At 64.6% G+C, this 13,903-nt stretch carries 11 protein-coding genes; 5 read left to right on the top strand and 6 right to left on the bottom strand.

Annotation, left to right across the window (positions count from 1 at the left end):
- Positions 1 to 24: 24 nt before the first annotated feature.
- The 6 genes from NKJ35_RS01415 to NKJ35_RS01390 all read right to left on the bottom strand — a co-directional run bounded on the left by NKJ35_RS01415 (position 25) and on the right by NKJ35_RS01390 (position 6,856).
- Positions 25 to 855: an ATP-binding cassette domain-containing protein gene (locus tag NKJ35_RS01415; protein WP_352644468.1), complete on the bottom strand. Its 831-nt coding sequence runs from the start codon at positions 853 to 855 to the stop codon at positions 25 to 27.
- Positions 848 to 1,738, bottom strand: a complete 891-nt coding sequence (locus NKJ35_RS01410; RefSeq protein WP_352644467.1) for an ABC transporter ATP-binding protein — start codon at positions 1,736 to 1,738, stop codon at positions 848 to 850. The genes NKJ35_RS01415 and NKJ35_RS01410 overlap by 8 nt, the downstream gene beginning before the upstream one ends.
- Positions 1,735 to 2,583, bottom strand: a complete 849-nt coding sequence (locus NKJ35_RS01405; RefSeq protein ID WP_352644466.1) for an ABC transporter permease — start codon at positions 2,581 to 2,583, stop codon at positions 1,735 to 1,737. Before NKJ35_RS01405 ends, NKJ35_RS01410 begins: the two co-directional genes overlap by 4 nt.
- Entirely contained in the window at positions 2,576 to 3,583 is a 1,008-nt protein-coding gene (locus NKJ35_RS01400; RefSeq protein WP_352644464.1) for an ABC transporter permease, read from the bottom strand. Before NKJ35_RS01400 ends, NKJ35_RS01405 begins: the two co-directional genes overlap by 8 nt.
- 64 nt (positions 3,584 to 3,647) lie before the next feature.
- Positions 3,648 to 5,174, bottom strand: coding sequence for an ABC transporter substrate-binding protein (locus NKJ35_RS01395; RefSeq protein WP_352644462.1), 1,527 nt, complete (start codon positions 5,172 to 5,174; stop codon positions 3,648 to 3,650).
- Between the two features lie 107 nt (positions 5,175 to 5,281).
- Positions 5,282 to 6,856 (bottom strand): phytoene desaturase family protein, encoded by a 1,575-nt coding sequence (locus NKJ35_RS01390; RefSeq protein ID WP_352644460.1) that lies wholly within the window; start codon positions 6,854 to 6,856, stop codon positions 5,282 to 5,284.
- A 117-nt stretch (positions 6,857 to 6,973) separates the two neighbouring features.
- Here NKJ35_RS01390 and NKJ35_RS01385 point away from each other — a divergent pair, with 117 nt between their 5' ends.
- The 5 genes from NKJ35_RS01385 to NKJ35_RS01365 all read left to right on the top strand — a co-directional run bounded on the left by NKJ35_RS01385 (position 6,974) and on the right by NKJ35_RS01365 (position 13,900).
- Positions 6,974 to 7,765 (top strand): cyclase family protein, encoded by a 792-nt coding sequence (locus tag NKJ35_RS01385; protein WP_352644459.1) that lies wholly within the window; start codon positions 6,974 to 6,976, stop codon positions 7,763 to 7,765.
- A 303-nt stretch (positions 7,766 to 8,068) separates the two neighbouring features.
- Positions 8,069 to 9,640 (top strand): phytoene desaturase family protein, encoded by a 1,572-nt coding sequence (locus tag NKJ35_RS01380; protein ID WP_352644457.1) that lies wholly within the window; start codon positions 8,069 to 8,071, stop codon positions 9,638 to 9,640.
- Positions 9,640 to 10,119: a MarR family winged helix-turn-helix transcriptional regulator gene (locus NKJ35_RS01375; protein ID WP_352493744.1), complete on the top strand. Its 480-nt coding sequence runs from the start codon at positions 9,640 to 9,642 to the stop codon at positions 10,117 to 10,119. Before NKJ35_RS01380 ends, NKJ35_RS01375 begins: the two co-directional genes overlap by 1 nt.
- Positions 10,120 to 10,164: 45 nt before the next feature.
- Positions 10,165 to 12,318 carry a thiamine pyrophosphate-dependent enzyme gene (locus tag NKJ35_RS01370; RefSeq protein WP_352644456.1) on the top strand — a complete coding sequence of 718 codons (2,154 nt, stop codon included), beginning with the start codon at positions 10,165 to 10,167 and terminating at the stop codon, positions 12,316 to 12,318.
- Positions 12,311 to 13,900 carry an indolepyruvate oxidoreductase subunit beta family protein gene (locus tag NKJ35_RS01365; RefSeq protein ID WP_352644455.1) on the top strand — a complete coding sequence of 530 codons (1,590 nt, stop codon included), beginning with the start codon at positions 12,311 to 12,313 and terminating at the stop codon, positions 13,898 to 13,900. Before NKJ35_RS01370 ends, NKJ35_RS01365 begins: the two co-directional genes overlap by 8 nt.
- Positions 13,901 to 13,903: the final 3 nt, after the last annotated feature.

Raw genomic sequence — 13,903 nt, 5'->3', positions numbered from 1 at the left:
TTCGGTGTGCGAGTAGGAATGTGTTCATGACGGCGCCTTTGCGGGGGGAAGCAGCCAGACGTCATCGATCTCGGGCAGCGGAATGGCGGCGAGGAGGTCGCGCGTGTAAGCCTGCTGCGGCTTCTCGAACAAAGTATCCGTCGCACTGGCTTCGACGATCGCGCCTTCGCGCATGACGATCACTTGCCGGCAGAGCCGCCGGATCACCGACAGGTCATGGCTGATGAAGGCAACGGTCAGGCCCATGTCGGCGGCGAGTTCTTCCAGCAGCGTCAGGATCTGTGCCTGCGTCGACACGTCGAGGCCTGAGACGATTTCGTCGGCCAGCACGAATTTCGGCGACAGCGCCAGCGCGCGGGCAATACCGACGCGCTGGCGCTGGCCGCCCGACAATTCATGACGATAGCGGCTGGCGAAGCCTTGCGGCAGGCCGACGCGCTGAAGCGCTTCGGCAACTCGGGCTTTCAGATTGTCGCCGAGGCCATTCTGTTTGAGTGGTGCGGCGATGATGCTGGCGATGGTGCGGCGTGGGTTAAGCGACGACATCGGGTCCTGGAAGATCATCTGCAGATTGCGGCGTACGGGCCGCAGCTCCGCCTCAGGCAGATGCGTGATGTCGCGGCCGTCGAAGCTGACGCTGCCGGCGCTGGGCTCCAGCAGACGCACCAGCGCGCGGCCGAGCGTCGATTTCCCCGACCCGGATTCGCCGACGATGCCGGTCACCGATCCCCTGGGCAGATCGAAGTCCAGGCCTTTCAGGATCTCGGCCAGCGGAGCGCGGCCAAACAACGGCTTGCGCGTCATGTCGGGTAAGGCAACCTTCAGCCCGCGCACGGAAAACAGTGGCTCAGCCATGCGGGTGCCTCCAGGCCTGATCGGAGGCGGCAATCTCCGCGGCCAGCCCGGCCAGTACCGCCTCGTCCACGGGTTTCAGCGAAGTGAGGTGATCGGTGTAGCGCGGCGTCGCGGCCATCAGCGCCCGCGTATAGGGGTGCTGCGGGGCAGCGAAGAGAGCAGCCGTCTCGGCCTCCTCCACCACCTTGCCGGCATAGAGCACCGAAACTTTCTGGCTGATCTTGGCAACGACGCCGAGATCATGGGTGACGAACAGGATCGCCGTGCCATGCTCGCGCTGCAACGCAGCGATCAAGCGCAGGATCTGTTTCTGTACGGTGACGTCGAGCGCCGTCGTCGGCTCGTCGGCGACGATCAGTCTTGGCTCGGCGGCGAAGGCGGCGGCGATCAGCACGCGCTGGCGCATGCCGCCGGACAGCTCGTGCGGATAGCATTTGAGGACACGCTCGGGGTCGCGGATCTGCACCTCGTCCAGCAATTGGCGGATGCGTGTATCGGCCTTCTCACCGCTCCAGCCGAGGATGCGCACCAGCCGGTCGGTCATCTGTGGGCCGATTCGCCGTGACGGATTGAGCGCGGTCAGCGGGTCCTGCGGGACCAGCGCGGTGCGCGCGCCGATCAGCGTGCGCCTTGCCTTCGGCTGAAGCTTGCCGAGGTCCTCGCCCTCGAGCAGCATGTCGCCTTCGACAATGCGCACGCTGGCTGGCAGCACACCGAGCACCGCCTTGCCGATCATCGTCTTGCCGGCGCCGCTCTCGCCGACCAGCGCGCGGACCTCGCCGGGTTGAACGGAAAGCGATACCGAGCGCAACACGCGCAAGCCATTAGGCAGCACCGCGCTAAGGTCGCGTATGTCGAGGCAGGATTTCGCCAGCGCGTTCATCGCAGCACCGGATCGAAACGTGCCCTGAGACCTTCGCCGAACTGGCTGAACGACAGCACCGTGAGGATCAGGGTGACCAGCGGGAACACCAGCACCCACCAGGCCTGATGGATCGATAGGCGACCCTCTGCGATGATGCCGCCCCAGGTCGGGTCGTCGGTCGAGATCGATAGATTGACGAAGGACAGGATCGCCTCGACGATGACGGCAATGCCCATCTCCAGCGACAGCAGTGCCACGATCGACGGCACCACATTGGGCAGCACTTCGCGCAGCATGATGCCGATGCGGCCGTAGCCGGCGATGCGGGCGCTCTCGACATAGTCCATGCGCGACTGGCCCATCGTCTCGGCGCGGATCACCCGGCAGAAGCGCGTCCAGTCGATGACGGCAATGGCAATGATAACCGAGCTCAAGCCGGTGCCGAGCACAGCGACCAGAAGGATGGCAAACAGCACCGGGGGAAACGCCATCCAGACATCGACGATACGCGAGATGATGCGGTCGGCCCAGCCGCCGAAATAGCCGGCGATCAGCCCCAGCGTCGAGCCGACCAGGCAGGCGGCAAGGGCTGCCGCGAAGGCGACGATGAAGGCGATGCGGGCACCGAAGATCAGCCGTGATAGAAGATCGCGGCCGAGGCTGTCGGTGCCGAGCCAGTAGCCGGGCTCAGCACCGCTCAGCCAGAACGGCGGCAGCCGCTCCAGCATCAAATCCTGCGCCAGTGGGTCCTGCGGCGCGACCAACGGCGCAAAAATCGCGGCCAGCAGCGCAATCAGCAGCCAGCCGCCGGCCAGCCACAGGCGTGCCCGCGAGCCATGTCTTGAAATGCGGGCCTCATCCATGGCGCAGCCTCGGATTAAGCAGCGCATACATCATGTCCACGCTGAGGTTGATCAGCACGAACAACAGCGCGAACACCAGCACGATGCCCTGGATCAGCGGCAGGTCGCGGTTGATGACGGCATCGATCGCCATGTTGCCGAGACCCTCATAGGAAAATAGCCGCTCGACGATGACCGTGCCGCCGATCAGGAAGGTGAACTGCACGCCGACCAGAGTGAGCGTCGGCAGGGCGGCGTTTTTCAACGCTTCGCGTAGGATGACCTGCGTTTCCGAAAAGCCCTTTACCCGCGCCAGCAGGACATAGTCGAGGTCGAGCACTTCCTTCAGCGATTGTTTCAGCAGCTGCGAGATGATCGCGGCGAGTGGCAGCGCCAGAGCCACGGCCGGCATCAGCACATGCGCCAGCAGATCCTTGGTCAGGTCGAAGCGCAGCCGCACGATGCTCTCGAACAAATAGAACTGCGTGACGAAGGGCAGATCGAGTTGCGGCGACACTCGGCCGGAAATGTCGAAAACCGGCACCAGCACGCCGAACAAAAGGATCAGCACCAAACCCCACAGGAAATCGGGAATCGAGAGCGCCGCACCGCTGGCGATGTCGATGCCAGCCTCGACCGCGGTGCCGCGTTCGCGCGCGCCGAGGATCGCCGTCGTGCCGCCGATCGCCAGCGCCATCAAGAGCGCGACGATCGCGAGTTCCAGCGTCGCCGGCAGGCGGTTGAAGACCAGGCCCAGAACATCCTGCCGGAGCGAAATCGAAGTGCCGAAATCGCCCCTGACGACACCTGCCAGCCAGATGAAAAATTGGTGGACGATGGTCTTGTCCAGCCCGTAAAGCGCGCGCAGACGCGCGATGTCGGCATCGGTTGCACCGGGCGGCAGCATCATCGCGATCGGATCGCCTGGCGCGACACGAATGACGACGAAGACGACGACGGCCACGCCGAACAGCGTGATCGCCATCGTCAGAAGACGGATCAGGAATCTTTGCAGCAGCATGGTCGCCCGTGACAGAAAATGCGCGCCGTCATTCCGGACGGCGCGCGGCAAGCCGAAGGCTGTCTCAGGCCGGGCTCATCAGCGCCGGCAACAGCGCGCCCGACACATGCTGCACGACATTGACGCCCTTGGCATGCACGATCGGCTGCGCATACTGGATCAGCGGCAGTACATAGGCCTGCTCGGCAATGTACTTGTCGACGGCCTTCCAGCCGGCAATGCGCTTGGCCTCGTCCTTCTCGCCCCACAGCGGGTTGATCATGTCGATCAGATCCTGACTGTCCCACACCGAATGCGGGCTCGGGCCATACATGGCAAAGCCGGTCGAGGTGGTCGGGTCACCGATGGCGTTGCCCCAATTGTAGAAGGCGGCCGGCGCCAGCTTGTCGGCGGCGCGCAACTCATAATGCTTGGCGATCTCGTAGACCTCGATCGTCGCCTCGATGCCGACCTTGCGCCACATGCCGACGATCGCCTGGATCATCTCGTAGTCCTTGGGCTTGAAGCCCTTGGTCGTCTGTATCGTGAACTTGACCGGCTTTTCCGGCGAATAGCCGGAGGCGGCCAGCAATTCCTTGGCCTTTTCCGGGTTATGCTCCACCTTGATCGACGCATCGTAGGCGGCGTATTCCGGCGTCTCCAGCGTATCGATGGGCTGGCCGTAACCGCGCAGCAGCCGGTCGACCAAAAGCTTTTTATCGACCGCCATCACCGCCGCCTGGCGCACGTTCTTGTCCAGCATCACGTCGATGTCGTTGAAGAAGATCATGCCGATGTCGGAAACATTCTTGCATGAGCCGGCAAGTCCGTCCTTGGCGATCAGGCGGTCATATTCCTCATAGGGGATTTCGAGAGTCACCTGCGAGGAGCCGGACTCGATCTCGGCGACGCGGCTCGCCGCATCGGTGACGAACTTGATGGTTACGCTTTCGAAGGCCGGCTTGCCGCCCCAGTAGTTCGGGTTGGCCTTGAGCCGCAGGAAGGCGTTGCGCTCGAATTTGTCGACCATATAGGGCCCGGTGCCGATCGGGGCTTTCTCAAAACCCTCGGCGCCGACCTTTTCGTAATAGGCCTTTGGCATGATGTAGCCGGTGAGGAACGACATCCATTTGAAATACACCGGGTCGAATTGCACGACGTCGCCGGTGATCTTGTTGCCGTCGATCTTGAAGTTGTTGACGTTCTTCCAGACGAACTGGATCGGGTTGCCGGTCTTTTCATCGCCCGCCCGCTGCAGCGACCAGACCACGTCTTCGGCCGCGAATGGCGAACCGTCATGCCAGGTGACGCCCTCGCGCACCGTCATCATGATCTTACTGCGATCCTCGTTCCAGCCCCATTCGGTGAGCAAGCCGGGCGCGAAAGAAAGATCCGGCTTCTGCGGGATGAACTGGTCGAACACCGATTGGTAGAGACCCTGGATGGTCGGGTTGACCGCCGAAGGCCCGGTGGTCGGGTCCCAGGACGGCAGGTTGACGTTGTAGGCGATAGTCAGTTCGCCGGCAGCCTTGGCGATTTGCGGCAGGCCGAGCGCCGTGGCGCCAAGTGCGGCCGCGCCGTATCCGAGCAATTCTCTTCTGTTGATTGTCATGGTCGTTCCCCTGTTGCTTTTATGCGCGGTGTCGTTGTCAATCGGTGGGTTCAGGCTCCTTGGGCAACCGCGCCTTGTCCTCCTTCACCCTGGATGAAAAATGGAGCCTACCTCCCGCCAAGTTGTTGTGCGAGCATGAAGCCCGACGCCGCCCCGGTGCCGGCGCCCGGCCATGTTGCCGCCCCGGTCAGGTGCAGATTGCCGATCGGCGTGTTCCAGCCGGCGTAACCGCGCGCCGGGCGGAATAGGAAATTCTGCACCAGATGATGGCTGCCGCAGACCTGGTCGCCGCCGACCAGGTTGGGGTTCTCGCGTTCGAGGTCGATGGGCGAGAACACGGCGCGGCCGAGGATCTTCCGGCGAAGGCCGGGCGCATAGCGCTCGATAATGTCGAGGACGCGCTCGGCGTAGTGCTCCCTAGCCTCGTCCCAGTGGGCCGGCGCGATCATGCCCGCCGCATCGCCCACAATCTCGGCCGGCAGCATGCGCACCTGCACCCAGAGCACATGCTTGCCGTCCGGCGCGCGCGACGGATCGACCGCCGTCGGCTGGCCGACGACCAGCACCGGCTCGTCCGGCAGCATGCCTGCCATCGCCTGCTGATAGGTTCGCGACATGGCGTCGAGCGACGGCGAGAGATGCACATAGGCGAACTGCCGAAGCTCGGCGCCGGCGCGCCAGTCCGGCAAATCGTCGAGTGCCAGATGGATCATCATCGTGCCCGGCGCGTGGCGGAATTTTTTCATGGCCGTGTCGAAGCCGGCGTCGCCCGATCCATTGGGCAACAGTTTCCCGGTCAGCGCCTTGGGCGCGACACCGGCGATGACGGCCCTGGTGGCGGTGTGGGTCTCGCCGGAAGCGAGCCGCACGCCGGTCGCCTTGCCGGCCGAAACCGTGATCTCGGCGACATCAGCCCCAGTGACGATCTTGCCGCCGGCGGCCGTGAGCATGCCCGACAAAGCGCGGATGATCGTGTCGGCGCCGCCTCTGCCGAGCAGCATGCCGAAGCACTGGTTGGCCATGGATTCGAGGTAAGGAAATACCGCGCCGCCAGCGATGTCAGGCGCGAAATCGAGATGCATGCCCCAGGTGGCCAGCGTCGCCCTGACATGCGGTGACTCGAAAGTCTGCTCGAGCCACGCGCGGGGTGAGGAAAGCAGTAATCGGCCGGTATCGAGCGCGCCGCCAATACCCTTCTTGCGCCAGAGCTTCCAGGCCGTGCCGGCGAGCGCACGCCCACTCATCGGCGAGCCCAGCAGCCGGAACAGATGCTCGGCCTCGGCCGGGAATGCCGCAACCAGACGGCGCCATGTGGCTACGTCGGTCGCAGAGAAGGCGGTCATCCGTCCAGTGGTCTTCTCCAGGTCGCTGCTGACGCCGAACCAGCGACCGTCGGGGAAGGCGCTGGCAAAACAGTCGGCCACCGGCACGAATTCCAGCCCCTGGGCTTTCAATTCATTTGCATATTTCTTGTGAAAGGCCGAGCCGGCGAACAGGCCCAGATTCATTGCACCGAAATCGTGCCGGAAGCCTGGAAGCGTGAATTCACGCGTCTGGACGGCGCCGCCGATCGTTGGATTGCGGTCGAAAACCGCTGTTTTCCAGCCTTTGAGCGCCAGATGCGCGGCGCATGCCAGACTGTTGTGGCCTGCCCCGACAAATATGGCGTCGAACTCGCTCACGCCCCGTCCCATTTCCTTTATGCTTAAAGATAATTGCAGATGCATATGTTTTCGTCTAGTAGGATATTAAGGGCCGCGAGAGCCTTCAGCACCATTGAGAAAGAGGGAACAGAGACCATGGACACACAACAACTCCTCGGCGACGTCGCCGGCCAGCTTCTTTCAGGCGCCATCCAGGTGGTCGACCTGACGGCGCCGCTCGGGCCCAACACGCCGCTGATCAAGCTGCCGCCGGAGCTGGCGGTGGACACGCCGAAGGTCGAGATCCACGCCATCTCCCACTATGACAAGAACGGTCCGTGGTGGGCCTGGAACTGGCTGAAGCTCGGCGAACACTCGGGCACGCATTTCGACGCGCCGCAGCACTGGATCACCGGCAAGGATTATCCGGACGGTGCCACCGACACCATTCCGGTTCAGAATTTCGTCGGCCCGGTCAATGTCATCGACTGCTCGAAGCAAGCCGCCGCCGATCACGACTTCCTGCTCACCGTCGACCACATCAAGGCCTGGGAAGCCGAACATGGCGCTATCAACGCGGGCGAATGGGTGGTGATGCGCACCGACTGGTACAAGCGCAACGGCTCGGAAGCCGAGTTCCTCAACGCCAATGAGACCGGACCGCACACGCCCGGACCGACGGCCGAGGCCATCCAGTATCTGATCAGCAAGGACATCAAGGGCTGGGGCAGCGAGACGATCGGCACGGATGCTGGCAAAGCAGGGGGAATGGAGCCGCCATTCCCGGCGCACAGCCTGATGCACAAGGCCAACCGCTATGGGCTCGCCAGCCTGTGCAACCTCGACCGGCTGCCGCCGAAGGGCGCGATCCTGATCGGCGCACCGCTCAAGATCGAGCACGGCACCGGCAGCCCGATCCGCGCACTGGCGCTCGTGCCGAGACAATAGGGCAACTGGCGGTCTTCGGGAGAAGATCATGCTTGCAGGCAATGTTGTGGTGACGGGTTGGGAGCGGCAGTCTTGCAAGGCTGCTCTACGGCGCCCTCCCCTGTCCTGCCGGACATCTCCCTCATTTGGGGGGAGATTGGCAGTTTCGGCGCCCCGCTCATTCCTGCGACGTAGGAGAGTGGCGAAGGCCGCGGTGACAGCCGATCTTCCCCCAAGTGCGGGAGATGTCCGGCAGGACAAAGGGGGGCGCCGTAGAGCGCCAATCTCTGCAATTGGACTCCTGCCGGTTAGGAGCAACCCTCGATGAGCGATATCGATCACATCATCGTCGGAAGCGGCATCAACGCGCTGGTTTGCGCGGCGATGCTTGGCGGCAAGGGAGCGAAGGTGCTGGTGCTCGAGCGCAACGACCGCATCGGCGGTTGCATGCGCACCGAAGAGATCACCGAGCCCGGCTTCATCCACGACGTGATGGCGACGACCTTCGTCCTGTTCATCACCTCACCGGCCTATGCGGCGCTGGGCAAGGATCTGGCGCGGCACGGCCTGGAGTTTTGCAACACCTCCACGCCGACCGGCGTGCTGCGCCCGGACGGCAGCCACGCCATCCTGCGCACCGATCGTATCGCCAATGTCACGGCGGCCAATGCGCTTGCCGCGGGTGACGGCGACCGGCACGCAAACGATGTCGGCGAGATCGAGCGCAACGCCGGTCTGCTGTTCGGTCTGCTCGGCGGCAGCCTGTGGTCCTACCCGACGGCCAGGCTGCTGGCGGGCGAAGCCTGGCGGCGCGGCCCGCGTGGCCTTGCCGCCTTTCTCGGCAGCGCGCTGGTGCCGGCGCGCAGTTGGCTGGAAAGCACCTACCGGTCGGAAACGATGCGCGCGCTGTGGGCGCCCTGGGTGCTGCATGCCGGCCTCGGGCCTGAGGACGCGTTCTCCGGCCAGATCGCCAAGGTCATCGCCTTCGCGCTTGAAGCGGCCGGCGCGCCGATCGTCAAGGGCGGTGCCAGGAATCTGCTGTCTGCCTTCGAAGCCCTGATCAGGGAACGTGGCGGCGAAATCCGCACCGGCACCGACGTCACGGCTATTGTCCAAAGCGGAGGCCGCGCCGCCGGCGTGCGGCTGGCTTCGGGCGAAACGATCAGCGTGAACAAGAGCGTCATCTGCTCGGTCACGCCGACCCAGCTCTACGAGCGGCTGCTCGGCGACGCGGCGCCGAAAGCCGACGTCGAGGCAGCGCAAAAATACCGCTATGGCAAGGGCAATTTCCAGATCCACTATGCCTTGGACAAGCCGCCGGCATGGCGCGGCGAGAGCCTGGACAAGGTCGCGCTGCTGCATCTGACACCGGGGCTCGACGGCGTCTCGAAGGCCTGCAACGAAGCCGTGCGCGGCATGCTGCCGGAGGTGCCGACCATCTGCGTCGGCCAGCCGCACGCGCTCGACCCATCGCGCTGCCCGGACGGCAAGGCGGTCCTGTGGCTGCAACTGCCCGAGGCGCCACGCCATATCAAGGGCGATGCCGCCGGCAAACTGCAAACACCGGCAGACGGTCGCTGGACCGAGGCGCTGCGCGATGCCTATGCCGACCGTGCCGAAGCGATCCTCGCCAGCCATATCGATGGGTTCAAGGACAGCGTCATCACACGCCGCGCCTGTTCGCCGGCCGATCTGGAAGCGATGAACATCAATCTGGTCGGCGGCGACCCCTATGGCGGTTCCTCGGCCATCGACCAGTCGTTTCTGTGGCGGCCGCTTAAGACGAGCCGCAATCACGGAACCGGGGTCAGGGGTCTCTACCACATCGGTGCCTCGACCCATCCGGGTGCTGGCCTGGGCGGCGGCTCCGGCTTTCTCCTGGCGGGGAGGCTGTGATGGAACAGAAGGTTGAAAAACGCCAGCGCATCTCGACTTTGGGCCAGATCGGCCTGCAGCAGTTCGCGCCCTATCTGATGAACCGCATCATGGGCCGCTACAACGCCACGCTGCGCGACAATTTCCGCAAGCAAGGCCTGACCATTCCGCAGGTGCGCACGCTGGCCGTATTGTCGGTCACCGATGGCGTCACCGTCAACGATCTCTCGGTCTATACCGTCATCGAGCAGTCGACCTTGAGCCGCACGCTCGACACGCTGGAGGGACAAGGGTTTGTTCGGCGCGAGCAGGGGGTCACAGACAGCCGGATCCGCCATGTGTTCCTGACCGACGATGGCCGCGCCGAGTTCGCGCGCGCCTGGCCGGCCATGCACGACGCTTTCGAGACGATGTTCGACGACATCGACGATGCCGAATACGCGGCGCTGATCGCGACGCTGCAAAAAATGCTGAAGAACATTCGCAAGCACGACATCTGACGATCTTACGCGCCGCCATCGGGACGGTAACGGAAGGAGCAAAAAATGGCCGAACGGTCTTTTGCCAAGGAAGTCGAAAAGCTCAGGCTCGGCGCCGGCGAGGAGTTTTCCGGCGAAGGCATTCTCGCCATCACCAAGGCGCTGCTGCAATGCGGCGTCGGCTATGTCGGCGGCTATCAGGGTGCACCGATCAGCCATTTGATGGACGTGCTGGCCGACGCGCAGGATATTCTGGGCGAGCTCGGCGTGCATTTCGAGGCAAGCGCCTCGGAAGCCACCGCCACCGCCATGCTGGCGGCATCGGTGCACTATCCGATCCGTGGCGCGGCCACCTTCAAGTCGACGGTCGGCACCAATGTCGCCTCCGACGCGCTCGCCAATCTCGCTTCCGGCGGCGTCACCGGCGGTGCATTGATCATCGTCGGCGAGGATTACGGCGAAGGCTCCTCGATCATGCAGGAGCGCAGCCACGCCTTCGCCATGAAGAGTCAGGTCTGGCTGCTCGACCCGCGCCCGAACCTGCCGTCGATCGTCAAGGCGGTGGAGGACGGCTTCGAGCTGTCCGAGGTTTCCAACACGCCGGTCATGCTGCAGGTCCGCATTCGCTGCTGCCATGTCCACGGCCATTTCATCGCCAAGGACAACAAGCGCCCGGCAATGACAGTGGCCGATGCGCTCGAGGCGCCGCGCCGCGACACCGGCCGCATCGTGCTGCCGCCCGCGTCCTTCCTGCACGAGAAGGAAAAGGTGCAGAAACGCTGGCCGGCGGCGGTCGACTTCATCCGCACCAACAAGATCAACGAGTTTTTCGGCCCGGAGCACGGCTCGGTCGGCATCGTCATGCAGGGCGGCATGTACAATTCGGTCATCCGGGCGCTGCAGCGGCTCGGCCTCGCCGACACCTATGGCGACACCGACGTGCCGCTCTATGTGCTGAACGCCGTCTACCCGCTGGTCGATGACGAATTCCTGTCCTTCTGCGAAGGCAAGGACGCCGTGCTCGTCGTCGAGGAAGGCCAGCCCAACTACATCGAACAGGCCTTTGCCGCGATGCTGCACAAGGCCGGCCGCGGCACCAAGCTCGTTGGCAAGGAACATCTGCCTATGGCCGGCGAATATACCGGCCAGGTGATGCTCGACGGCATCGGATCGTTCCTGCGTGCCACCATCCCGCATCTGCTGCCAAGCGAGGTCCGCGCGCCCAACAAGATCGGCGACGGGCTCGACACCGCCGACCTGATCAACGTCGTCCCGGGCCGGCCGCCCGGCTTCTGCGTCGGCTGCCCGGAGCGGCCGATCTTCGCCGCCACCAAGCTGGTCGAGCAGGAGCTGGGCAAGCACCACATCGCCTCCGACATCGGCTGTCATTTGTTCTCGATCATGCCGCCTTTCGAGCTAGGTGCCACCACCATGGGCTACGGGCTGGGGCCGGCCTCGGCCTCGGCGTTCAACTCGCCCGATGCCAAGCGCCGCTCGATCTCCTTCGTCGGCGACGGCGGCTTCTGGCACAACGGCCTGACGTCCTCGATCGGCAATGCCGTGTTCAACAAGAACGATGGCGTCATCGTCATCGTCGATAATTTCTATTCGGCGGCGACGGGAGGGCAGGATATCCTTTCCTCCCGCGCCGGCAACAAGACCAAGTCGACCAAGCATCCGATCACCGAGGCGGTGAAAGGCATGGGCGTCAAATGGCTGCGCCACATCGACCGCACCTATGATGTGACCAGGATGCAGGACACGCTGCGCGAGGCGCTGACGACGGACGAGAAGGGCCCGAAAGTCATCGTCGCCTCGTCCGAATGCATGCTCAACCGCCAGCGTCGCGAGAAGCCTTTGGTCGACAAGGCGATCAAGGGCGGTGAGCGGGTCGTCAAGCCGAAATTCGGCGTCGACGAGGACATCTGCACCGGCGACCATGCCTGCATGCGGCTCTCCGGCTGTCCGTCGCTGTCGGTGAAGTCGCTCGATGACCCGCTGCGCGACGATCCGGTGGCGCATATCGACCAGAGCTGCGTCGGCTGCGGCAATTGCGGCGAGGTTGCCGATGCGGCGCTGCTGTGCCCATCCTTCTACAGAGCCGACGTGGTGCATAATCCAAGCCGCTGGGACCGTTTGCTTGAAGCCGCGCGGCGCGCCACGATCCGCCTCTTGCAGCGCCGCCGTGAAAGCCGGCGGCTGATATTTGCCGATGCTTGACGCCGTCCCATCAACCCGTTCCAAGGCCGGCGCGCTGGACGACGGGCGCGTCATAAAGCTTGCCGTGCTGGCGGTCGGCGGCCAGGGCGGCGGCGTGCTGGCCGACTGGATCACCGACGTCGCCGAGCGCAACGGCTACGTCGCCCAATCGACCTCGGTTGCCGGCGTCGCCCAGCGCACCGGCGCCACCATCTACTATGTCGAAATGTGCCGCGACACCGGCCGGCTGCCGGTCTTCGCGCTGTCGCCGTCGCAGGGCGACGTCGATATATTGATCGCCGCCGAACTGATGGAGGCCGGCCGCGCCATCATCCGCGGGTTCGTCACGCCGGAGCGCACCACGCTGATCGCCTCGTCGCACCGCATCGCAGCGGTCTCCGAGAAGATCGAGCCGGGCGACGGCCGCGCATCGTCCTCGAAGGTGCATGCCACGGCTGAAGCCGCGGCCAAGCGCTTCATCGCCTTCGACATGGAGAAGATCGCCGTCGATAACGGCTCGATGATCTCGGCCAGCCTGCTCGGCGCGCTGGCCGGGTCCGATGCCTTGCCGTTCACACGCGAGAGCTATGAGCGGGCCATCGGCGCCGGCGGCCGCGGCGTCAAGGCAAGCCTCGCCGCCTTCGCCGCCGCCTACGATCGGGCGCGCGCCATCGCGAGTGCGCCTTCGGGCGACAAGACTGCACAGCCGGCGGCCGCTGAAACCCGCTCGGCCGCGGCGACAAAAATCAGCGGCCCGGAAAGCCTGTTGAAGGGCTGGCAACAACTGGCGGCGCGCGTCGCCGCGTTACCGGCACCTGTGCAAGACATGGCGCTTCGCGGCCTGAAAAAAGTCGTCGACTACCAGGACATCGCCTATGGCGGCGAGTATCTCGACCGGCTCGACCGGGCGGTCGTCCTGGACAATGCCGAACATGACTGCGTGCTGTCGATCGCCGCGGCAAAGCATCTGGCCAACGCCATGTGTTACGACGACATGATCCGCGTCGCCGATCTGAAGACACGCTCGACGCGCGACCAGCGCGTACGCCGCGAAGTCGGTGTCAAGCAAGGCTCAGTCCTGCAGGTGACCGAATATTTCCATCCGCGCATCGAGGAATTCTGCGGCACGCTGCCGGCCGGGCTCGGCAGCTACATCGAGGACCGGCCGAAGCTCGCCGCCTTTCTCGACCGCCGCATCAATCGCGGCCGCCACATCCGCACCGACAGTTTCGCCGGCTTTGCCGCTTTGTGGTTCATCGGCGGCCTGCGCCGCTGGCGCCGCCGCCTGCTGCGCCACAAGGTCGAGACCGCGCATCTCGATCGCTGGTATGGGCTGGCGCTGGGCCAAGTCGGCCAGGACTACGCGCTTGGTACGGAGATCCTCAACTGCCGCCGGCTGATCAAGGGTTACAGCGACACCCACGCCCGCGCGCAGTCGAAATTCGACCGGGTGCTGTCGGCGCTCGACCTGGTCAAGGGCCGCCCGGACGCCGCCGACTGGATCCGGCGCCTGCGCGAAGCAGCATTGAAGGACGAGAAGGGCGACATGCTCGACGGCGCGCTGAAGACCGTGGCGTCGCTGGGCGACACCTCGCCGAGCTGAGGC

Origin of the sequence: Mesorhizobium sp. M0136, from assembly GCF_040322515.1 — a bacterium.
In the GTDB taxonomy this organism is placed as follows: Bacteria; Pseudomonadota; Alphaproteobacteria; order Rhizobiales; family Rhizobiaceae; genus Mesorhizobium.
The sequence above is the reverse complement of the archived record's forward strand: the minus strand, read 5'-3'. Positions and strand labels throughout refer to the sequence as shown.